17 protein-coding genes are annotated in these 22,402 nt (G+C 66.8%); 5 read left to right on the top strand and 12 right to left on the bottom strand.

Annotated elements, in window-relative coordinates; genetic code table 11:
- Window positions 1-12: 12 nt before the first annotated feature.
- Window positions 13-597 carry a chromate transporter gene (locus AC1RQG_RS10175; protein ID WP_493130868.1) on the bottom strand — a complete coding sequence of 195 codons (585 nt, stop codon included), beginning with the start codon at window positions 595-597 and terminating at the stop codon, window positions 13-15.
- On the bottom strand, window positions 594-1,169 hold the full coding sequence (locus AC1RQG_RS10170) for a chromate transporter (RefSeq protein ID WP_493130866.1): 576 nt from the start codon (window positions 1,167-1,169) through the stop codon (window positions 594-596). Before AC1RQG_RS10170 ends, AC1RQG_RS10175 begins: the two co-directional genes overlap by 4 nt.
- A 273-nt stretch (window positions 1,170-1,442) precedes the next feature.
- Between AC1RQG_RS10170 and AC1RQG_RS10165 the strand changes: the two genes are divergently transcribed.
- Window positions 1,443-1,652 (top strand): hypothetical protein, encoded by a 210-nt coding sequence (locus AC1RQG_RS10165; RefSeq protein WP_493130864.1) that lies wholly within the window; start codon window positions 1,443-1,445, stop codon window positions 1,650-1,652.
- Between the two features lie 444 nt (window positions 1,653-2,096).
- Here the strand turns inward: AC1RQG_RS10165 and AC1RQG_RS10160 are convergent, their stop codons facing one another.
- From AC1RQG_RS10160 to AC1RQG_RS10145, 4 genes are all read right to left on the bottom strand, one after another.
- On the bottom strand, window positions 2,097-2,972 hold the full coding sequence (locus AC1RQG_RS10160) for a PAS domain-containing protein (RefSeq protein ID WP_493130862.1): 876 nt from the start codon (window positions 2,970-2,972) through the stop codon (window positions 2,097-2,099).
- A 404-nt stretch (window positions 2,973-3,376) separates the two neighbouring features.
- Window positions 3,377-4,000, bottom strand: a complete 624-nt coding sequence (locus AC1RQG_RS10155) for a phosphohydrolase (RefSeq protein ID WP_493130860.1) — start codon at window positions 3,998-4,000, stop codon at window positions 3,377-3,379.
- A 44-nt stretch (window positions 4,001-4,044) separates the two neighbouring features.
- Window positions 4,045-4,704, bottom strand: coding sequence for a class I SAM-dependent methyltransferase (locus tag AC1RQG_RS10150; protein ID WP_493130858.1), 660 nt, complete (start codon window positions 4,702-4,704; stop codon window positions 4,045-4,047).
- A 62-nt stretch (window positions 4,705-4,766) separates the two neighbouring features.
- On the bottom strand, window positions 4,767-5,315 hold the full coding sequence (locus AC1RQG_RS10145; protein ID WP_493130856.1) for a DUF1444 domain-containing protein: 549 nt from the start codon (window positions 5,313-5,315) through the stop codon (window positions 4,767-4,769).
- A gap of 188 nt (window positions 5,316-5,503) precedes the next feature.
- Between AC1RQG_RS10145 and AC1RQG_RS10140 the strand changes: the two genes are divergently transcribed.
- Window positions 5,504-6,133 carry a LysE family translocator gene (locus AC1RQG_RS10140; RefSeq protein WP_493130854.1) on the top strand — a complete coding sequence of 210 codons (630 nt, stop codon included), beginning with the start codon at window positions 5,504-5,506 and terminating at the stop codon, window positions 6,131-6,133.
- Between the two features lie 176 nt (window positions 6,134-6,309).
- Here AC1RQG_RS10140 and AC1RQG_RS10135 read toward each other — a convergent pair whose 3' ends face one another.
- Together AC1RQG_RS10135 and AC1RQG_RS10130 are read right to left on the bottom strand one after the other, a co-directional pair.
- Window positions 6,310-7,041 (bottom strand): YceI family protein, encoded by a 732-nt coding sequence (locus tag AC1RQG_RS10135; protein ID WP_493131355.1) that lies wholly within the window; start codon window positions 7,039-7,041, stop codon window positions 6,310-6,312.
- A gap of 440 nt (window positions 7,042-7,481) precedes the next feature.
- Window positions 7,482-10,142, bottom strand: a complete 2,661-nt coding sequence (locus tag AC1RQG_RS10130) for a M1 family metallopeptidase (protein ID WP_493130852.1) — start codon at window positions 10,140-10,142, stop codon at window positions 7,482-7,484.
- 149 nt (window positions 10,143-10,291) lie between these two features.
- On the opposite strand from AC1RQG_RS10130, the gene AC1RQG_RS10125 reads away from it, so the two are divergent.
- Genes AC1RQG_RS10125 through AC1RQG_RS10115 form a run of 3 tightly spaced genes read left to right on the top strand, consistent with a single transcriptional unit; the run spans window position 10,292 to window position 12,597 of the window.
- Window positions 10,292-10,999, top strand: a complete 708-nt coding sequence (locus AC1RQG_RS10125) for a glutathione S-transferase family protein (protein ID WP_493131353.1) — start codon at window positions 10,292-10,294, stop codon at window positions 10,997-10,999.
- Between the two features lie 2 nt (window positions 11,000-11,001).
- Window positions 11,002-11,625, top strand: coding sequence for a glutathione S-transferase family protein (locus tag AC1RQG_RS10120; RefSeq protein ID WP_493130850.1), 624 nt, complete (start codon window positions 11,002-11,004; stop codon window positions 11,623-11,625).
- A gap of 42 nt (window positions 11,626-11,667) precedes the next feature.
- Window positions 11,668-12,597, top strand: a complete 930-nt coding sequence (locus AC1RQG_RS10115) for a phosphatase PAP2 family protein (RefSeq protein ID WP_493130848.1) — start codon at window positions 11,668-11,670, stop codon at window positions 12,595-12,597.
- 12 nt (window positions 12,598-12,609) lie between these two features.
- On the opposite strand, the gene AC1RQG_RS10110 is transcribed toward AC1RQG_RS10115, so the two are convergent.
- The 4 genes from AC1RQG_RS10110 to AC1RQG_RS10095 form a co-directional block, all read right to left on the bottom strand.
- Entirely contained in the window at window positions 12,610-13,509 is a 900-nt protein-coding gene (locus AC1RQG_RS10110) for a CheR family methyltransferase (RefSeq protein WP_493130846.1), read from the bottom strand.
- A gap of 11 nt (window positions 13,510-13,520) precedes the next feature.
- A complete protein-coding gene (locus AC1RQG_RS10105; protein ID WP_493130844.1) occupies window positions 13,521-18,434 on the bottom strand; it encodes a hybrid sensor histidine kinase/response regulator in 4,914 nt (1,637 codons plus the stop codon).
- A gap of 5 nt (window positions 18,435-18,439) precedes the next feature.
- Entirely contained in the window at window positions 18,440-20,317 is a 1,878-nt protein-coding gene (locus AC1RQG_RS10100) for a putative bifunctional diguanylate cyclase/phosphodiesterase (RefSeq protein WP_493130842.1), read from the bottom strand.
- Window positions 20,318-20,469: 152 nt separating this feature from the next.
- Window positions 20,470-22,218, bottom strand: a complete 1,749-nt coding sequence (locus tag AC1RQG_RS10095; protein WP_493130840.1) for a CehA/McbA family metallohydrolase — start codon at window positions 22,216-22,218, stop codon at window positions 20,470-20,472.
- Window positions 22,219-22,402 lie beyond the last annotated feature (184 nt).

Below are 22,402 nucleotides of genomic sequence, written 5' to 3'. Positions count from 1 at the left end.
CGCGCCGGCGCCTCACACCAGCTGGAACCAGCCCAGCACGGCGCCGGCGGCCAGCAGCCACAGCAAGTGTATCCGCGTGCGCCAGATGATCAGTCCGGCCACCACCGACAGCAGCCACAGCGACCAGTCCAGCGCCAGGTCGCCATGGGCGCTGCCCAGGATGATGCCCACCGATATCATCAAGCCCACCACGACCGGCGCCATGCCTTGCTTGAAGGCGCGCACGCCCAGCAATTCGCGGTTCTGGTGGCCCCAGCGTGCCGCCAGGTAGGTGATGGTGGTGCTGGGCACCATGATGCCCGTCATCGTGACGAGCACCCCGGCCAGCGCCGCCAGGTAGCTGCCGGCGTTCAGGCCCACGTTCCAGCCCATCAGCGCCACGAACAGCACATTGGGCCCCGGCGCCGCCTGGGCGATGGCGATCGAGTCGTTGAATTGCGACTGCGTGAGCCAGTGATGTTCCTCGACCAGGAAGCGGTGCATTTCGGCGGTGGTGGAAATCGCGCCGCCGATCGACATCAGCGACAGCATCAGGTAATGGCCGAACAGATTGAGCCAGTCGGCCCAGTCCAGGGTCAGGTGCAGCGGCGCGTTCATGCGCGCAGCTTCCTGTAGGTGAGCCAGCAACCGAGGCCGCCCAGCAAGGCCAGCGTGTAGATCAGCGGCCAGTGCAGCACCACCACGCACACCACGCCCAGCGCGGCGATCGTCAGCGACCACATCAGCGGCAACGGGTGGCGCCGCAGCGCCGACGTCAGCTTCAGGCCGGTGGCCGCGATCATGCCGGCCGACACGGCCGCCATGCCGCGCAACGCGCCGGCCACGCCCGGATGGTTGGCGAAATGGGAATGGAGCAGGGCCAGCAGCAACACCAGCAGCAAGGGCAGCGTCAGCATGCCGGCCAGCGCGGCCATGGCGCCCGGCAGGCCGAAATAGCGCCCGCCTATCATCATGGACAGGTTGACCACATTGGGGCCGGGCATGATCTGGGCCACGGCCCATTCTTCGATGAATTCTTCCTGGCTCAACCAGCGCTTGCGATCGACCAGCTCGCGCTGCACGACGGCCAGCACGCCGCCAAAGCCCTGCAGGGCCAGCATGGTAAACGACACGAACAGGTCAGTCAGCGATGTGGGGCGGGGCCGTTGCGGCACAGGTGGAGCGCTCATTGCGCCATTATGGCATGGCGGTTGAATTGCCGTGTGGCACAGGCGACCGGGCGCCGCGCGGCACGCCATGGAGCATCTTTGATGTAGCACAAAACGGCGTCGTTGGCGCATGCTGCCGGAAAAACATTTTATTCGATGACGATAGAAAGCTGCCATTGACTTTGGCGCATCCTGGCCAATACTCGTTGGTGGCAGCCGGCCAGGCGCCCGGTCAGATGAGGAGCTGGCCGCCATTCAACAATCGAGTAGAGGATTGCGATGAACGTGCTAAGCATGCAACCCACAGATTCGTCCGTGCCTGCTGACCTGTATCAAGCGAGAACCGACGAGCACTGCCGCGATGTCGTCGACCGCGGCATCCTGGTGCAAGCCAGTTTCAACACCATGTGCGCGATCGAGTACCTGAAGTCCAACAATGTCCAGTCCCATATCATCGAACGTGTGCTATTGCACCCCGAACAGCGACGAAAATCCCGCCATTGATCCTGCATCGACCTTTCCCGCCATTCCCGCCGCCAACCTTTCCGCCGGGCCGGGGCCGACAGTCCCGGACCCCGCTCCCGGGCGGCCGGCCGCAGCGTCAGTTATACACAAAACAGCCGCAAAAGATTTTTTACGGTAACTTTCACTGTGACAATCGGTGAGATTGTAAGTACTTGATTTTATTGATGTAATTTTTTGCCTGCTGGATAGGCAGTTTGTTGAAAGGCCCGTCACTACAGGCTGTTCGGGCTGTCAAGAGGGGTTTGTCCACAAAGATATCCACAGTCATTGTGGATATCCGAAAAAGTGCTTAACAATCCGCGACTTAGCGCGGGCCGCTGTGACGATGCCGGCAAGATGCGGGCAAGTACAGGGAAAATTGAACGAAAATGAAAGCAATTCACTACTGTATGCCCGAACAGTGGTTATCGCGCGCCGTCCCGGTCAGATCAGGCTGGCGACGACGACATAGGCTTCCGTCCTGCCCCCCGCGTCGAGGGCCGGCATGACGGTGGTGCGCAGGCGCAGCGGCTGGCCTTCGCTCGTGTAGGCCGTCACCACATCGCTCCATGCTTCGCCATCTTTGAGTGCCTGCAGCGCGTCGTCCAGCTGGTCCTGGGGGAAGGGCGCGGCGTGCAGGATGCGCGGCGACTGGCCCAGCAGCTGTTCCGGCGCGAAGTGCAGCGCGGCGCACAATTTGTCGTTGACGTCGGCGATCTTGCCGGCCGCGTTGACCGTCATGATCAGCGCATGCTGGTCCACCGCCGCCAGCAGGCGGCGCGCCTGGCTCAGTTCCGATTGCAGTGCGCGGTTGCGCTGCTCGGCCGCTTCCAGACCCGCGTAGGCCCGCAGCGACGAGATCACCGTCGTGAACAGCTTGCGCGTGGTCAGGTCGGTCTTGCACCAGAAATCGTTGATGTCGTAATCGAGGATGATGCTGTGCTCGAGCGCCTGGCCCGGCTGGCCCGTGCGCAGCACGATGCGCACCAGGTGGTTGCCGAGGGCGTCGCGGATCTGGCGCGCCACGCGCAGGCCGGCGTCGCTGGTCTCCATGATGACATCGAGCAACACCAACGCCACGTCGGGATTGGCGCGCAACACGCTCAACGCTTCCTCGCCGCTGTAGGCGTGCAGGAAGCTGATGCGCCGGCCCATGAAGCAGGCATTACTGAGAGAAAACTTGGTCACCACATGCACATCGACGTCGTCGTCCACGATCAGCACGCGCCACGGCGCAGGCGCCTGGGCGGCGGCCGGCTTGGCTGGCGCCACCTCGTCCTCGATCATCCAGTTCGTCGAGTCGTCGTTATTCACGTCCATGCAATTTCTCACGGCAAGTCTAGGAGGGGCGCGTAGTGTACTGCAACGCCTGTGAACTGCGGCAGTTAGAGTGACACTATTCCTGCCCCGGCGTTTTGTCAAAGGATTCCCGGCGGCGTCGCAAAAGTTTTCCGGTTGGCATTAAAAATATTTTCCGGTGACTTGAAAATTGCCGGCTAGCCCCGATTTAACAATGCATAAGCCATTGATTATATTGATTATTTTTTCTGCCTGTGGAACGGGCATTTTGTTGAAACCCGCGCCAATACTGGCCTTGCGGCCTGTCAAGGGGCGGTTACCCACAACGTTATCCACAGTTGGTGTGGATATCTGCGAAAAACGCTTGCGAAACACCCGCTTAGACGCCAAAGCTGAGAAAACAGGTGCGTCCTGTGGTATTCCCGTCACCCGCAGGCGGCGACCAGCCGATGCAATTCCGCCAGGAAACGTTGTTGCGCCAGCCGCGGCGGCCACGGCTCCCAGGCCACGCCGCCGTACTGGGCCAGCAGCGGATCGTCGTGCAGCGGCCGCTCGTTGATCCTGAGCGTGCGTTTGACCTCCTGTTCCGACCAGCCCACCACGTGCACGGCCTCGCTGGCGGCGGCCACCCGGTCGGCCCGCTTGTGGGCGATGAATTCCTGGGCCGTCCACCGTTGCAGGCCGTAGCGCTGGAACACGGCGTCCTGCAGCCGCTGGCTCAGCTGCTGGAAGTGCTCGCCCAGGAAGGGTTTGAGCGGGCTCAGGCAGTCAAAGCCGATCAGGCCTTCGTCGCCATCGTGGATCAGCTCGCGCAGTTCCACTTCCGGCGGCAACGGCGCCGGCGACATGGCCCGCCGCAGCAGCATCACGGTGATCGAGTGCTGGGCCACCGACAGCGGCAGCTCCCAGCGTGAATGGCCGCCCCAGCGGTAGGTGCGGGCCAGGCCCAGCGCCAGGTCCGTATCGTCCCAGTCCAGTGGCGTGGGGTCCAGCAAATCAAGGCGCTTGCCCGATGGCATGCGTACCCAGGCGCGCGTGTCGCGACCCATTTTTCCATCCTTTCCCGTGTTGCCTTGTCGGTGCCGGCGCGCCGTCAGCGCTTGCGCGCCAGCGTCAGACCATCGCTGAGCGGCAGCAGCGACAGGTCGACGCGAGCGTCCGCGTGCAGCTTGATGTTGAGCGCCTGCAGGGCCGCCGTGTCCGCCGTGGTGGCGGGCGCGGCCACCTGGCCGCCCCACAGCGTGTTGTCGATGGCGATCAGGCCACCACCGCGCACCAGCTGCAGACAACGCTCATAATAACCGTCGTAGCTGACCTTATCGGCGTCGATGAAGGCGAAATCATACTGTCCCGCTTCACCGGCGGCCAGCCTGGCGTCCAGCGTGGCCAGCGCCGGGCCCAGGCACAGTTCGATCTTGCCGGCCACGCCGGCCTGTTCCCAGTATGGCTGGCCGATCTGCGTGTATTCGTCGTTCAGGTCGCAGGCCAGCATGCGCCCGTGCGCGGGTAGGGCCAGCGCCACCGACAACGCGCTGTACCCCGTGAACACGCCGATTTCCAGCGTGCGGCGTGCGCCCATCAGTTTCACGAGCAAGGCCATGAATTGCCCCTGCTCGGGGGAGATCTGCATGCGCGACAGCGGATGGGACGCCGTGGCGGCCCGCAGCGCCGTCTGGGCCGGATGCTCGCGGATCGAGTGGTCGAGCACGTATTGATAGAGCGGGTCGTCCAGCGTGAGGGTGCGGTTGGCCATGTCGTTTTTCTCCTGGTCGGCGGCTCGGCCGCCTCGGTTGCCTCAGTTGTTCTTAGTTGTTCTCAGTTGTTATAGGCGCTCCAGCCGTTGCCCTGGCGGATGAACACGGCGGTGGACAGCGCGTGGCGGCGGTCGGCCAGCGGGGTGCGGGCCCGCGCCGCGATCAGCTCGTACGCGCGCGGTTGCGCCGATCCGATGATGAAGATCAGGTCGCGCGACGGAATGGCCGCCAGCGGCTGGCCGGGCAGGTGCGGCGCCAGGCGCGGCCACAGTTCGTCCAGCAGCAGCAGGCTGGCCTCGAAGGTGCCGCCGGCCGAGATGCCGATCACGCCGTCGCCGCAGTCGTGCAGCTGGATACGGTCCAGGCAGCGCGGCAGGTTGCGCACGGCCAGCCGGTGCAGCGCGTCCAGGTCCATGCCCATGAGCTCGAACGCCTTGTGGGTGATGTATTCGAGGCGGTTGGGCCGGTCCATCGCGTACATGACCACCACGTCCGCCGCCAGCGGGCGCACCACGGGGGTGTCGGCCGGCGCCAGGTCGGCCAGGGTGGCCGCGCCATCGGGCCGGGCCAGTTGCTTGAGCATGGGAACAATAAACGGGGTATCGCTCATGGCGGTCCTTGTGCATGCCCGGCGTTGCGGCAGGGTGTTTGTAGTTTGGCAAGCATACTGCGTCCCATTCTAAACGAGCGCTTGTCGTTTCGACCAGCGCCAGCCGGCCACCGTGTGCGGATTTTTGGGTGGGAATTGACGGCCGGAAGGTATCATGGCGCTTTTCGTTTTTTCGCGAGGTGCGCGCCGTGTTGATAGCTCCAGAACAATTTTTCGCCTTTCTCGCGGCCGCGCTGCTGATCACCGTGTCGCCGGGGCCGGACAACCTGATGGTGTTGGGCGTGGGCATGTCGCGCGGGCGGCGCCAGGGCATGGCTTTCGGCCTCGGCTGCGCGCTCGGCTGCCTGAGCCACACGGTGCTGGCCGCGCTGGGCGTGAGCGCGCTGATCAAGGCGTCGCCGCTGGCGTTTGGCGGCCTCAAGCTGGCCGGCGGCCTGTATCTCGTGTGGCTGGGGATCGGCGCCTTGCGCAGCCGCGGCGGCGCGCGCGTGGACGGCGGCGCCTTGCCCGATGAGACGCTGGGCAGGTTGTTCGCCAAGGGCTTGTTCGCCAACAGCATCAATCCCAAGGTGGTGCTGTTCTTCCTGTCGTTCCTGCCCCAGTTCGTGGTCGCCGAACGCGGCGGCGCCAGCTGGCAGACGGCGCAGCTGGGGCTGATCTTCACGGCCCAGGCTTGCCTGCTGTTCGGCCTGCTCGGCTATTTCTCGGGCACCGTCGGCGCCTGGATCAACCGCCATCCGCGCGCCGGCCTGTGGCTGGACCGGGGCGCCGGCGCCATCTTCGTCGGGCTGGGCGTGCGCCTGATCGTGGCCCGCTGAGCGGCCGGGGAGGGGCGCGGCCGTCCGTGGCGCGCATGGCGCGCGATGTCATCAAGCCGTCATGCTGCGCTGCCACAATGGACTTGCTCTTTCAAGTCTCTCCCGATTTGAAACTTTCGCCCGCCTCCTGGCAACCAGGGGAGCGGGCATTTTTTTTGACCGTGGCGGACGGGGTTTCAGCGCGCCCGCAAGTCGAAGCGCAGCGCCAGTTCATCCTGCACGGCCAGGGCCCCGCCCATGACGGCGAACGGCACCAGGCCGAAATCCGTCTGCTTGAGCGTCACCTCGCCCCGCACGCGCAGGCCGTCGCCGTCCGCCTCGGGCCGCGCCTGCACGGGCAGCGTGCGGGTGACGCCATGCAGCGTGACGTCGACCTGCAATCGCCCGTCGTCGCTGCGCGCGGCGTGCACGTGCACCAGCGGGAAATGGTCGGCGTCCAGCACGCGCGCCAGCATGTTGTGGCGGGTGCCGGCGATGGCGTCGGCCGAGGGCTGCGGTGTGAGGCCCGCTTGCGTGCGCAAGTCGGCCTCATCCACCGTCATCTGGTCGAGCCGGAACTGGAAGTCGGCGCGCTGGTGGGCCGGCGCCACGTAGCCGTCGTACTGGCGGATGGCCACCACGTGGTCGTGGCCGAGGCGGGCCAGCGGGCCGCCGCGCCGCACCAGCACCGTGATCAGCGAGTGCTGCGCGTCGATGGACAGCACGGTCTGGCCCGCCGCCTGCCATTGCCGGTAGGGCGCGCGCCAGTCGGCCGCCGGCGCGGCGGCCGGCGGCGGGCCGCTTTCAGGGGCCGGTCGTTGCAAACCGGCCGGGGCGCAGGCGGCCAGCAGACAAGCCAGCAGACTGGCCAGCAGCGGGGCCGCCGGCCATCCGTGATGGTGGCGACGCAATGTTGTTTTAAATGTCATCAAATGGATATCCGCCCGTCATTCCGCCGTCATAATGGTCCGATATGATGCCTTCCGCTGGTCCCAGCGTGCTTGAGCTGGTCGCCGTGTCCGAGCCGGCACGGGATTTCACAGAGCACGACTCAGCAGGTTAGCCGGTGGCCTCGAGCACCGGCACCAGAATTTCCTGCCCGCGCCCATCCGGCGCGCCGCGCCCATCCCGTCCCCTGCGGGGCGAATATTCAACTGCCTTAATCAAGTCCTAAGCCTGCGCCTGCCGATCGGTGGCAAAGTAACACCTGTAGCGCACGGCATCAACCGGGCGCAGAGCTGCCGGACTCCAGTCTCCGGCACAGATTTCTCCAGGCGGCCCCAGTCCGCCGGAACCGAAAATCCCTACGCTTTAATCAGCGTTTCAGGCCGGCCCATCGAACGATGCTGCCGGCCTCTTTTTTTCCCGGTCAGGGCGCCGCGCGCGTCAGCCAGCTGTCGATCTGCGGCAGGCTGCGCTGGCGCACCTTGATGCGGTAGGCGATCGCGGCCACGGTGGCCGTCGCGTCGCCCTGGGCGCCGGCCGGCAGATGGGCCTTGGCGAAGGCGGTCAGCTTGTCCATGATGGCCGGATCGGCCGAGCGGCTGGCCAGGCGCGGGAAGTAGCGGCTGCGCGAGGCCACGTCGATCTTGCCCTCGACCTGTTCACGGTGGGCCGTGGCGTAGTCGAACGCCAGCTCAGGATGGCGCACGGCCACGCGCGAGATCATGGCGGCGCTGTCGGTGGCGCCGGGCTCGCCGCTCAGGGCCAGGTCGAGCGCGCGCTGGCCCAGGGCCGCGTCCTCCGTTGCGCCGAGCAGCAGATACAGCTCGGTGCGCAGCATGGCCGACGTCTCCGCCTTGGCCATCTGGTGCAGGCGCTCCCAGGTGGCGGCGTCCGCATGGCGCGCCACCACGCCCAGCACGGTGAGCTTGATGGCGGCCGGCATGGCCGCCGGGTCGCTGGACGCGAAGCGGCGGCGCGCCTCGGCGATGGTGCCGGCGTCGCCCAGGGCGCTGAGGGCGGCGATCAGTTCGGTGCGCAGGTTGGCCACGGAGGTGGCCTCGCCGGGCGCCGCGTCCCAGCCGGTGCGCGCCAGCACGGGCGCCAGGCGGGCGCGCGCGTACTGGTCGAAGACGGCGCGGCGCTGCGCGCTGCCGGCGTAGTGTTCGTCGATGTCGGCGTAGATCTGGGCGATCATGCCCCAGACCTGCGGCGCCGCGTCGAGCGGGGCGCGGCTGGCCAGGTCGAGGAAACGGGTGGCCGGATACAGGCCGGCCATGCCCAGCGACCAGCTGTCCGTCAGCAGGCCCAGCTGGTCGATCGGCGCCAGCGTGGCGAACTGGCCGGCCAGCTGCTCGAAGGCCTTGGGCGCGTACAGCGTGCGGTAGTAGCCGGCCTGGCCGGCGTTGACCAGCAGCGGGCCGCAGCCGGGCACCGTCATGCTGGCGCGCTTGCCGCTGACGATGGCGCGCGCGCTGGCGTGGCCCATGGTCTGGGCGATGACGGGCACTTGCCAGGTCAGCGGCGCCTTGTCCAGGCGGTCCTTGGAGAATTCGCCCTGCGACAGCGTGACGGTGGTGCTGCCGTTGCGGCAAACGGCGTCCTGCACGCGGATCAGCGGCACGCCCGGTTGCAGCGTGAAGTCGTGGGCGATGGCGCGCACCGGCTTGTGGGCCGCGCCTTCGATCTCGCGCCACAGGTCGTCCGACACCGTGTTGCCGTGCGCGTGGCGGCGCATGTAGTTGCGCACGCCGGCCCGCCAGGCATCCTCGCCCACATAGTTCTCCAGCATGCGGATCACGGCTTCGCCCTTCTGGTAGGTGATGCCGTCGAACGCCTGGTTGGCCTGCTCCACCGTCTCGATGTGGGTCACGATGGGGTGGGTGGTGGACAGCGCGTCCTGCGCCATCGCGTGTTCGCGCGACTCGACGGCGCTGAAGCCGGTCTGCCATTCCGGATGCAGGCGCGCCGTCGTGCGGCTCTCCATCCAGCTGGCGAAGCCCTCGTTGAGCCACAGGTCGTCCCACCAGCGCATGGTGACCAGGTCGCCGAACCATTGGTGGGCGATCTCGTGCGCCGCCACCATGAACACTTCCTCCTTGTCGGCCTGGGTCGAGATGGCCGGGTCGAGCAGCATGGCGTTCTCGAACGAGAAGATGGCGCCCCAGTTCTCCATCGCGCCGAAGAACGGGCTGCGGCCGGGGGCGGCCACGTTGTCGAGCTTGGGCAGCGGGTAGGGCAGGCCGAAGTAGTCGTTGTATTCGCGCAGCACGGCGGCGCTGGCGTCGAGCGCGAAGCGGGCTTGCTCCACTTTGCCCTTCTGGGTCACGACGCCCAGTTCCGTGGCGCCCACGCGGGTGGTGGCGCGGTCGAATTCGCCCAGGCTGAAGAACAGCAGATAGGTCGACATGCGCGGCGTGGTGGCGAAGCGCAGCAACTGGCGGCCGTCGGGCAGGGTGCTGGACGAGGCCAGCGGCATGTTGGAGATGGCGGTCTGGCCGGCCGGCGCCGTCAGCTCCAGCGCGAACGTGGCCTTGTAGTTCGGTTCATCCCAGCAGGGTAGCACGCGGCGCGCGTCCGAATTCTCGAACTGCGTGTACAGGGCGCGCCGCTGGGCGCCGCCGTTCGGATAGTCGAGCTGGAACAGGCCGGCCGGCTGGGTGCTGATCTTGCCATGGTAGGCCAGTTGCAACTGGTAGCTGCCCGGCGCCAGTTCGCGTCCGAAGTTCAGCGTGACGGTCTGCTGCTCGGCGTTGGTGGTGATGGCGCTGGCGGCCAGCGGCGCCTGGCCCGGGCCGGCGCTGATGGCGGCGCTGGCGAAGTCCAGGTCGACGGCGTTGAGCGTGAGGCTGGTGCCGGGCTGGCGGATGTCGAGCGCGATAGTGACGCTGGCGCTGAAGGTGCCGTGCTCGGCGTCCGGCGCGATAGACAGGGCGTAATGGGTGGGGCTGGCATTGCGCGGCAGCTGGGTGGTGACCTCGTTGGCTGTGGCGCCGGCTTTGGCGGGGGCGGTGTCGGCCGCCATGGCGGAATACGGGTGCGTGGCGAACATCGTGAGGATCGCCAGGGAGATCAAGCTGCGTTGCATGCTGTGCCCTTTATCTTGTGGAGTCGGGTGTGGGGAGGAGTGTAGCGGCAATCTACGGGCAAAGCGCATGCTTGTCAATGCGACCACATGCGCCGGCCGCCAAATGGCGCTATGATCGCAGCTGCTCAATGACGAGGAAGGACGCCGCCATGATCGACCTGTACACGGCCGCCACACCGAACGGCCACAAGATCTCCATCGCGCTGGAGGAACTGGAACTGCCCTACACGCTGCATGCGCTCGACCTGTCGCAGGGCGAACAGAAGCAGCCGTGGTTCCTCGCCATCAATCCGAACGGCCGCATCCCGGCCATCGTGGACCGCGCGGCCGACAATTTCGCCGTGTTCGAATCGGGCGCCATCCTGGTCTATCTGGCCGAGAAGACGGGCCGGTTGATGCCGGCCGACCCCAAGGGCCGCTCGCTGGTGATGCAGTGGCTGATGTTCCAGATGGGCGGCATCGGCCCCATGATGGGCCAGGCCAATGTGTTCTTCCGCTACTTCCCCGAGAAGATACAGCCGGCCATCGACCGTTACCAGGGCGAGAGCAAGCGGCTGTTCCGCGTGCTCGACGGCCACCTGAAGGAGCATGAATACCTGGCCGGCGACTATTCGATCGCCGACATCGCCAACTGGGCCTGGGTGCGCACCCACAACTGGTCCGGCGTGCCGACCGACGATCTGCCGCACCTGACGCGCTGGCTGGCCATGGTGGCCGAACGGCCGGCCGTGCGGCGCGGCATCCAGTTGCCGCCGTCGCAACTGGACCGCACGGCCAGCGACGAAAAAGCCCAGCAGTTCGCCGCCGAGGCGAGGAAGATGCTGGAAACCGGACAATCCCGCGAACAAGGAGTTTGACAATGAAGTTGTACACCGCATTCCGCGCGCCCAACCCGCGCCGCGTCGCCATGTTCATCGCCGAGAAGGGCATCGAGGGCATCGAGGAAGTGATGATCGACCTGTCCACCAACGAGCATAAGAGCGCCGAGTTCCGGGCCAGGAATCCGCTGGCGCAGGTGCCGGCGCTGGAACTGGACGACGGCCGCATGCTGTGCGAAACGCGCGCCATCTGCACCTGGCTCGAAGGCTACGCGCCCGAGCCGAACCTGATGGGCGAAGGCTACGAGGAACGCGCCTTCATCGAGATGGCCGACCGGCGCGTGGAGCTGCGCCTGTTCGCCGGCATCGCCAACTGCATCCGCCACACCCATCCCGGGCTGGCCAAGCTGGAACAACCGCAGTTCCCCGAGTTCGGCGCGTCCGAGGGCAACAAGATGCGCGACGTGGCGCGCTGGCTGGACCAGACCCTGGCCGGCCAGCCCTACGTGGCCGGCGCCCGCTTCACCATCGCCGACATCACGGCCTTCTGCGCGCTGGAGTTCGCGCGCGGCCTGATGAAGTTCCGTCCCGGCGAGGAGGGCATGCCGCATCTGCAGGCGTGGCGCGACCGCATCGCGGAGCGGCCCAGCGCGGCGGCGAGCTGATTGGCCGCCGGGCATGCCGGAACATGATATCGGGGACTTCGGATGAACAGATCTGCCGCGGCGTTGTGGAAGCTGGATTTCAAGTGGTCAGTGCTTGTTGCGATGGCCGGTCTCGATATCGTGTGGATGTTTATCAATGGCTGGCACCTTCAGCAAGGAAGCCTGGTCGGGCCGCTTTTTCTTGCGACTGTATTCGCGGCGCCGCTTTCCATTAAACGCTACCGCGAGGACGAGCTGCTGTTGACACTCTGCGAGTCCGTGGTATTTTCACTGGTGCTTGCGCGAGTGGCCGCCGTCTTCAGCTACCTGGCTATTTCGGCGCATTTCAGCCTGGTTGATCAGACACTGGCCGAATGCGATCAGTTCCTCGCCTTTAGTTGGGTCGACTATTATCGGTGGTCAGTCTCCCACGACACGTTCAACCGCATAATTGTTGCCGCATACGACAGCCTGGCAAAGCAATCGTGGCTGATCGTCATTTATCTGTGTGTGACAAGGCGCCAGGCCAGAGTCAGGGAGTTTCTTGAACTGACGGCGGCGCTGTTCGCTATTTCCATCTTCGTGTCCATCTTCATTCCGGCGGCGGGTGCGCCGAAATTCTATGCCGCAAAAATTCATACAGATATATCGGGGTGGTCCCATTTTGAGTTGCTACGGGCTGGCTCAATGCGTCTTATCGATTTGAACGCGATGCAGGGACTCGTGTCGGCACCGTCGGTCCACACTGTGATGGCAATATTGCTGTCCTGGGCGGTACGCAAAACGCCGTTGGCGTTGATTATCGTGCCATTGAATATTGCGGTCCTGCTTTCCACGCCGGTGGTCGGTGGCCATTACATCACCGACGTTCTCGCTGGTGCAGCCCTGACATTGACCTCCATCCCCGTCCGGGCGCGCCTGTTGAAAAGACAGGCGATTAACGCGGAAAGGCCGGCCATTGCCAACCCTGGCGTCGGGTCGATAAGCGCCTGACGTATTTCATTTTTAGGATTGCTTGAAACTGGCATGGACCGGCCGGATCGGCCCCCGCTGGTCTCCCATGTGCTTGTACCATGTTTGCTGCGACGACAGCGGCCGGTAGCTGGCGGCCAGCGGGTCGTCGGCGTCGAACGGGCGGTCCAGACCGAGCACACCGCACGGGGCCAGGCTGTCGTGGAACAGGCGCAGCACGCGGCGCCGCAGCATGGGGCCGAAGTCGGGCAGGGCGCGGCGGCACACGATGAGCTGGAACTCGTTGCACGAGGCGTCCGTCACCAGGTTGTACTGGGCCCACGTGATGCGGCTGCGCAGCTGGGGCAGCAGCACGGCGCGGTCGCCCTGGACGGTGAAGTGGTCGCGCAGCGCGCCCTGGCCGCCGCAGCGGACGTAATCCTCCTGCAGCGCCGGCAGCTCGGCCAGCGCCAGGCTGGCGTCCTGCGCCTCGGCCAGTTGTTCGTCGCTGGGGACGGTGGCGAAAATCTCCGTGTGGGCATCCAACTGCCGTTCACGCAGCAGGATGGCCAGCGTCCACGCCTGCATGGCGCCGGCGCAGTCGGCCAGCCACACCTTGGGCAGGGCCGCGCCGCGCAGGCTGGCGTCGAGCACGGTGCGCAGCTGCGCCACCTCCTGCGCGTCGTCGAACAGGCGCGCCGGCGGCACGTGCAGCGCCCGCAGCAAGGCGTTCACGGCGCCCGGATCGTGCAGCACCATGTCCTGCAACGACGAGATGGTGCGCGCGCCCAGTTGCGTCATCACGGCGTCCAGCTTGTGCCGCAGGATGGCCCGCTCGTGGCCGCGGAAGTCGTAGCCATGGCCTTGCACCAGCGCTTCGAGCAGCAGCGCCAGTTCCAGTTCCTCCACGGCCGGCGCGCTGGGCAGGCGGGCGGCGGGATGGTTCGCTCCCATGACGGCCGCCATCAGTGCAGCCAGACCCGCATCAGCGACAGCAGCTGCGCCACGTCCACCGGCTTGGTGATGTAGTCCGAGGCGCCGGCGGCGATGCATTTGTCGCGGTCGCCCTTCATGGCCTTGGCCGTGAGCGTGATGATGGGCAGCGACTTGAACTTGGGGATGCGCCGGATCGCACGCATGGTGTCGTAGCCGTCCATCTCCGGCATCATGATGTCCATCAGGACGATCTCGATGGTCGGGTCCTTCTCCAGCACTTCGATGCCGTCGCGCCCGTTCTCGGCGAACGACACCTGCATCTGTTGGCGCTCCAGCAGCGAGGACAGGGCGAAGATGTTGCGCAGGTCGTCGTCCACGATCAGCACCTTGCGTCCGGCCAGTCCGCCCTCGGCGGCGTGGATTTCCTCCAGCATGCGGCGCTGCGCCTCGGGCAGGCTGGCCTGCGAGCGGTGCAGGAACAGCGCCGTCTCGTCCAGCAGGCGTTCGGGCGAACGGGCGTCCTTGACGACGATGGTCTTGGCGTAGCGTTTGAGCTTGGCCACCTCTTTGCGGTTGAGATCCTTGGCCGTGTTGATCACGATCGGCAGGTCGCGCAGCTCGGGGTCCTTGCCGATGCGGTCGAGCAGGTCGAAGCCGCTGATGTCGGGCAGCGTCAGGTCCAGCACCATGCAGTCGAAATGGGACTCGCGCAGCGCCGCCAGCGCGGCCTGGCCCGTGTCGACGGCGACGATGCGCAGGTCGGTGTCGCCGATCAGGGCCACGATGGCGTCGCGCTGCGGCTGCTCGTCGTCCACCACCAGCAGGCTGCGTTTGCCGCCCAACAGGAATTTCTGGATGCGGCCGAACTCCTCCTGCAGCGCCTCCTTGCCGACCGGCTTGTTCATGTACGAGATGGCGCCCTGGCGCAGCGCCCGCTCCCGTTCGCGCAGGCTCGACATCACGTGCACGGGGATGTGGCGCGTGCTGGGGTCGCGCTTGAGGCGGTCCAGCACCGTGAAGCCGTCGATGTCGGGCAGGTCGATGTCGAGTAGGATGGCCGAGGGCAGGTAGTCGCGCGCCAGGCTCAGGGCCGAGTCGCCCTGGCGGGTGACGATGGCCTTGAAGTTCTTCTCGCGCGCGAAGTCGAGCACGATCTTGGCGAAGCGCTCGTCGTCCTCCACGATCAGCACCGACGGGTCGCCGGCCGCGACCAGGCTGCGGTCGTCGCCGCTGGCGTTGTAGCCGGCCAGGTCGTGGTCCGCCGGCAGCTCGTCGTCGCGGCCGGCGCCATCGGACTCCGCGCCGTCATGCCCGGCCTGGGGGCGCGGGGCGACGATGACCTGCGGCGGCGGCGAGGGCAGGCGCACCTGCGGCTGGCGCCCCATGTCGTAGTTGACGAAGCCGGCCCGGTTATAGGGCAGGAACAGGGTGAACGTGGAGCCGGCGCCGACCACGCTTTCGACCCGGATCTCGCCGCCCAGCAGGCGCGCCAGCTCGCGCGAGATCGACAGCCCCAGGCCCGTGCCGCCGTACTTGCGGGCGGTGGAGCCGTCGGCCTGCTGGAAGGCCTCGAAGATCAGCTGCAGCTTGTCGGCCGCGATGCCCACGCCGGTGTCGCTGACGGCGAAGGCCAGCACCGCGTCCGCGTGCAGCAGGTTGGGGTGGTCGCTGGTGAAGCCGCTGGTGACCAGGCTGATGGTGAGCGACACCTGGCCGTGGTTGGTGAACTTGAACGCGTTCGACAGCAGGTTCTTGAGCACCTGCTGCAGGCGCGTGGTGTCGGTCATCATGGCCGTGGGCAGGGCCTCGTGCAGCTCCACGCTGAACGACAGGTGCTTGGCCTCGGCCATGTGGCGGAAGGTGCGGTCGACGTAGTTGCGCAGGTTCTGGAAGCGGTATTCGGACACGTCCAGCGTGACGGTGCCCGACTCGATCTTCGACAGGTCGAGGATGTCGTTGATCAGCGTCAGCAGGTCGGAGCCGGAGCCGTGGATGGTCTTGGCGAACTCCACCTGCTTGCCCGACAGGTTGCCCTCCGGGTTGTCGCCCAGTTGCTGGGCCAGGATCAGCAGCGAATTGAGCGGGGTGCGCAATTCGTGCGACATATTGGCCAGGAACTCGGACTTGTACTTGGACGACAGCGCCAGCTGGGTGGCCTTCTCCTCCAGCGCCAGCTTGGCCTGCTCCACTTCGCGGTTCTTGCGTTCGACCTCGATGTTCTGCTCCGACAGCAGGCGCGCCTTCTCGGCCAGCTCCTGGTTGGTCTGCTGCAGCTCCTGCGCCAGCGATTGCGACTGGGTCAGCAGCGATTCCGTGCGGCTGTTGGCCTCGATGGTGTTGAGCACCACGCCGATCGACTCCATCAGCTGGTCGAGGAAGGACAGGTGGGTTTCCGTGAAGCGGTCCAGCGAGGCGATCTCGATCACGGCCTTGACCTGCTGTTCGAACAGGATGGGCAGCACCACGATGTTGGTGGGCGGCGCCGCCCCCAGGCCGGAGGAGACGACGATATAGTCGCGCGGCACGTCCGTCAGCCAGATGCGCGCCTTCTCCAGCGCGCACTGGCCCACCAGGCCTTCGCCGGGCAGGAAGGAGGTGGGCAGCCTGCGGCTGGAGCGGTAGCCGTAGCTGGCGATCATGCGCAGCCGGGCGTCGCGCTCCTGCGAGTCCATCATGTAGAACACGCCGTGGTGGGCCGACACCAGCGGCGCCAGCTCCGACAGGATCAGCTTGGTCACGGCCTGCAGGTCGCGCTGGCCCTGCAGCAGCCGGGTGAAGCGGGCCAGGTTGGTCTTCAGCCAGTCCTGCTGGGCGTTCTTGAGGGTGGTGTCCTTCAGGTTGCGGATCATCTCGTTGATGTTGTCCTTCAGGTAGGACACCTCGCCGCGCGCCTCCACCTGGATCGAACGCGACAGGTCGCCCCGCGTGACGGCCGTCGCCACCTCGGCGATGGCGCGCACCTGGTTGGTCAGGTTGGCCGCCAGCTGGTTGACGTTCTCGGTCAAGTCCTTCCACGTGCCGGCCACGCCCGACACGTTGGCCTGGCCGCCGAGCTTGCCCTCCGTGCCCACCTCGCGCGCCACCCGCGTCACTTCCGAGGCGAACGAGGACAGCTGGTCCACCATCACGTTGATGGTGTCCTTCAGCTCCAGGATCTCGCCCTTGACGTCCACCGTGATCTTTTTGGACAGGTCGCCGCGCGCCACGGCCGTCGTCACGGCCGCGATGTTGCGCACCTGGCCCGTGAGGTTGGAGGCCATGAAGTTCACGTTGTCGGTCAAGTCCTTCCACGTGCCGCCCACGCCGGGCACGTAGGCCTGGCCACCGAGCTTGCCCTCGGTGCCGACCTCGCGCGCCACCCGCGTCACCTCCGATGCGAACGAGGACAGCTGGTCCACCATCACGTTGATGGTGTTCTTCAGCTCCAGGATCTCGCCCTTCACGTCGACCGTGATCTTCTTGGACAGGTCGCCGTTGGCCACGGCCGTGGTCACGTCGGCGATGTTGCGCACCTGGCCCGTCAGGTTGCCGGCCATGGAGTTCACGCCGTCCGTCAGGTCCTTCCACGTGCCGGCCACGCCGGGCACGTTGGCCTGGCCGCCGAGCTTGCCCTCGGTGCCCACCTCGCGCGCCACCCGCGTCACCTCCGAGGCGAAGGAGTTCAGCTGGTCCACCATCACGTTGATGGTGTTCTTCAGCTCCAGGATTTCGCCCTTCACGTCCACCGTGATCTTCTTCGACAGGTCGCCGTTGGCCACGGCCGTGGTCACGTCGGCGATGTTGCGCACCTGGCCCGTCAGGTTGCCGGCCATCGAGTTCACGGAGTCGGTCAAATCCTTCCAGGTGCCGGCCACGCCCTTCACCTGCGCCTGGCCGCCGAGCTTGCCCTCGGTGCCGACCTCGCGCGCCACGCGCGTCACCTCGGAGGCGAACGAGGACAACTGGTCCACCATCACGTTGATGGTGTTCTTCAGCTCCAGGATCTCGCCTTTCACGTCCACCGTGATCTTCTTCGACAGGTCGCCGTTGGCCACGGCCGTCGTCACGGCCGCGATGTTGCGCACCTGGCCCGTGAGGTTGGAGGCCATGAAGTTCACGTTGTCGGTCAAGTCCTTCCAGGTGCCGCCCACGCCGGGCACGTAGGCCTGGCCACCGAGCTTGCCCTCGGTGCCCACCTCGCGCGCCACGCGCGTGACCTCGGAGGCGAATGAGCGCAACTGGTCCACCATCACGTTGATGGTGTCCTTGAGCTGCAGGATCTCGCCGCGCACGTCCACCGTGATCTTCTTGGACAGGTCGCCGTTGGCCACGGCGGTGGTCACCTCGGCGATGTTGCGCACCTGCGAGGTGAGGTTGCCGGCCATCGAGTTCACGGAGTCGGTCAGGTCCTTCCAGGTGCCGGCCACGCCCTTCACCTGGGCCTGGCCACCGAGCTTGCCCTCGGTGCCCACCTCGCGCGCCACGCGCGTGACCTCGGACGAGAACGACGACAACTGTTCGACCATGGTGTTGGCCGTGGTGGCGGCCCGCAGGTACTGGCCCTTGAGCGGGTGGCCGTCCACCTCCAGCGCCATGGTCTGCGACAGGTCGCCCTTGGCCACGGCGCCGATCACGCGCGCCATCTCCGTGGTGGGGCGCACCAGGTCGTCGATCAGCGTGTTGACGGAGCTGATGATGGTGGCCCAGCCGCCCACCACATTGGGCACGGCGGCGCGCTGCGTCAGGCGGCCCTCGCGTCCCACCACCCGGCTCACCTCCACCACGGCCTTGACCATCTTCTCCTTGGTTTCGATCAGGTCGTTGAGCGTGTCGGCGATCTTGCCGGAGATGCCGGTCCAGTCGGACGGCATGCGGGCCGTGAAATCGCCTTTCTTGAGCGCCATCAGGGTGGCCAGCAGCAGCTTGACGTCGAGCTCCTCGCGCATGTCGGTCATGTTGTTCATGGAGGCTATCCTCTTGGTTTGGGAGGGTGGGTGGAACACGGCGCGCACGGCTGGCAGGCGCCGGTGTGGTGGAGATGGGCGATCAGGTCGGCCGGCGGCATCGGCTGGCAATACAGCTCGCCCTGGTAGTAGTCGCAGCCCTGGGCCCGCAGTTGCTCGAGCTGCTGTTCATGGTTCACGCCCAGCGCCACCACCTGCATGGCCAGCGCGCGCGCCAGGTGGATCAGGGCGGCCACGATGTCGCTGCCGCCTGCCTCGCGGCCGATCGCGTGCACGAAGGCGCGGTCGATCTTGAGCGCGTCGAACTGCAGCTGCTTGCAGGTGGCGAGCGACGAGTGGGCGCTGCCGAAATGGTCGAGCGCGAGACGCACGCCGGCGTCGCGCAACTGGCGCAACAGGGGCAGGGCGGCGTCGCCGGCGCCCGGCAGCAGCGTCTCGCTCAGTTCCAGCGTGACGCTGCCGGCGCGCAGCCGGTGCCGGCGCAGCGCCGGCAGCAACTGCTGCGCCAGTTCCGGCCGCAGCTGGGGCGCGGCCAGGTTGAAGGCCACGCCCAGCCCGGTGGCCGGCCGCGCCGCCTGCCAGCTGGCGACCTGCGCGCAGGCGCTGGCGACGACCCAGGCGTCGAGCCGGTCGAGCAGGGAGCGGTCGTGCACGCACGGCAGGAACTGCGGCGCCGGTATCAAGCCCAGCCGCGGATGGCGCCAGTACAGCAGCGCTTCCGCCCGGTGCACCTGGCCCGACGCCAGCGCCACCTGCGGCTGGTAGCGCAGTTCGAGCTGGTCCTCGTCGAGCGCCCGGCTTAGTTCGCACGTCCACCGTTCGCGCTCGCGCTCGCGCGCGTTGAGCTCCTCGTGGAAGAAGCGGATGCTGCCGCCGCATTCCTGCTTGGCCTGGTACATGGCCAGGTCCGCGTTGCGCATCAGGGTGCGCGCGCAGTCGCCATCCTGGGGGTAGAGCGCGATGCCGACGCTGGGCGCGCTGAGGATGCGGTGGCTGCCGATCAGATAGGGCCGGGCGCCGGCCTGCTCGATCTTGCGCGCCACGCGCGCGGCGTTGGCGGCGGCCCGCTCGCCCTCGATCAGCACCACGAACTCGTCGCCGCCCAGCCGCGCCACCACGTCCGACACGCGCACGGCGGCCGTCAGCCGGGCCGCCACTTGGCGCAGCAGTTCGTCGCCCACCTCGTGGCCGTAGTGGTCGTTGACTTCCTTGAACTTGTCGAGGTCGAGGAACAGCAGCGCGAACTGGCCGCGTTGGCGGTCGGCCGAGGCCACCGCATGTTCGAGTTGCTGGATCAGCGAGCGGCGGTTGACGAGGTTGGTGAGCGCGTCGCGCGTGGACAGCTCGTGGGCGCGCTGCTCGGCGTGCTTGCGTTCCTTGATCTCCGCTTCCAGTTCCTGGTTGATGCGCTCCAGCTCCTGCAGCCGCTGCACGCGCAAATCCTCGTTCAGGCGCGCCAGCTCGGCCGACTTGGCGCGCAGCTGGATGGTCCGCTTGGTCATCTCCACGAACACCTCCACCTTGGTCTGGAGGATCTGCGGGATCACGGGCGTGAACAGGTAATCGACGGCGCCCTTCTGGTAAGCCTTCAGGCGGTTCATCTCGTCGGCGTAATGGGATGTGACGAAGATGATGGGCACGCCGGCCGAGCGTGGATGGGAGTGGATCGCCTCGGCCGTCTCGAAGCCATCCATGTCGGGCATGCTCACGTCGAGCAGGATGACGGCGAAGTCATGGCGCAGCACCTGCCGCAGCGCCTCCTTGCCGGAGCTGGCCGTCAGCAGTTGATAGCCGTGTTGCCTGGCCGAGTCCGCCAAGAGGCTCTCCAGCGCATACAGGCTGGCGCGGTCGTCGTTGACAAGGAGCACGTTCGGAATTGGCACGGTCGGGCTTCATCGGTGTGAGGTCGGCGCTTGTTCTCTTGACTGAAAGATACATCAGTGCGCGCGGGAGTCAAGCCAAATGCGGCACCCGCCAACTGTCTGGAAAGCAATGGCCGCTGGTGTATTTCCTGAACGAAAAATCTTAGCGAAAATTAGGGGGGCGCAGCGCACGATAGGGACGCCGGCCGCTGGCTGACCCACACCGGCGCCGACCACAACAGCCTGCCATCGTCCTGGGTCAGCCTTGCATAGTAGAAGTGTTCGCCGGGCGCGGGCGTGATCACGGTGTCGGCCGTCCGCGCCAGCTCGCTGACGGCGCCGTTGCGTCCCGGTACGCCTTCGATGATCGTCAGTTCGGCCACCGCGCGGCCCGGCGCGCCGGCGTAGCGCACGCTGAGCGCCAGCGCGCCGCAATTGGCGAAGCGCTCGCCCATCAGGTGGCCGTTGGCCATGAGCATGATCTGGGCTTGCTTGTCCATGGTGGCGAACACGCGCCGCGCGCGCAGCGCCGCCAGCAGGCTGGTGTCGTCGAGCGGCGTGCCGGCCGGCAGCAGCACGGCGCTGCGGTTGCTGTACGCGGCGCCCCAGTTGGCGCAATGGTTGTCCTGGTCGGAACTGAAGGCCAGGTGGTAGCCGGCCTCCAGCAACCGGTCGCACACGGCTTCGTAGTTGCTGCGGTGCGTCTCGCCCTCGTCGGCGCTGTGCGAGAAGGCGCTGCTGTTCATCACCTCGCACAGCACCATCACCGCGTCGCCGTCGGCCGTGTAGGCGAGCGGGACGGCGCCCACCTTGAACTGGTCCGGGGCCGGATGGTTGAACTGGCCCAGCCAGCCGCGCGCACGCATCAGGCTGTACAGGCCGGCGTAGTCGCCTTTCGGGGTTGCCGTGTCGGCCAGCAAGCGGCCGCCGGCGTTGCGCTCCCAGCCCAGCAGCTCAGGACTGTTGAACACGTTCAGATGGCCGCCATTGGCGATCACGCCCCATTCCTGGCCGTAGATGGCGAGAAAGCCGGGGTGGCCGGCGTTGTAGGTCATTGCATCCTGCAAGCCGCGCCGGTACAGGGCGATCGCCTGTTGCGGATCGGCGTTGGGGTTGCTGCCGTCCGAGCCGTCGTACATGTGGTTGTGTTCCGACGTCATGAGGAAATCGAGGCCGTGGGCCTGGGCGTAGGCGTAGGCGTCGGGCGGACCGAGCGCGGCGCTTTGCGGATCTTGCGCGCCGGTGCAATGGGCCAGGTCGCCGCCGCCGTCGCTGTGGTTGGTCTGGCTGTGCAGGTTGCCGTAATACACGACATAGGGCGGCATGCCGGCCTCCGCTGGCGAGGACGCCATGGTGGCGATGCCGCGCACCGCGCCCGTCGCCAGCGGCCGGAACGGCGGCATCTTCACGCGCGGCGCCGCGCCGGGCGCGACCGGCCACTCCTGTGTGACGACGCTGGCGCCGGAACGCGCTTGCAGGCGCAAGCGGTAGCCGCCGGCCGCCAGCCCATGCGCCGTGCCGGCGGCGCGGCCGCCATCCCAATCAAGGTCGATGGTCCGCGGCTGCGCGTCCAGCGTGACGGCGCCGTGCCAGCGCCGCAATACGGCGCCGCTGCGCGTGCGCAATTCCAGGCGCCAGCTGGCCCGACGGCGCCGCCGCTGGCCCGGGTAGCTTAGATAGATGGCGATGGCCGGCCGCGCGGCAGGCGCGGCATGGTAGGGGACGTCGAGCGTGGCGTCGAATTCGCTGTGGTCGGGCAGCGACGGTGCGCGTGGCGGTGGCGGCGCCGCGCTGGCCCAGCCCAGCGTGGTGGTCAGCAGGACGGCGCAGGCATGTGCATTGCAGGTCGCATGTGCGCCACTGCGCGCCGGCGCGCTTCCCGTTAATATAGCGGCTACCTGCCGATCGGCGGCTGGCTTCACGACTTTCTCCTTGCAACTTTAGTTTAGAGTGCAAGGCGCCGCCGCCAGTTCCGCGCAAGGTGGAAAATAGCGTGCATCGATGTTGATCCATGTCGCAAGACGGGAGAGTGGGGCCGGCTGTTGCAGGAAAACGTGGTTACTCGGCGTCATTGATAGTATGCTGCTGTGATGCAAATTTCTTTCG

The organism is Rugamonas sp. GW822-FHT03B10 (assembly GCF_058801745.1).
Note: the sequence above shows the minus strand (reverse complement) of the source record. Positions and strands in the feature narration are given on the sequence as shown.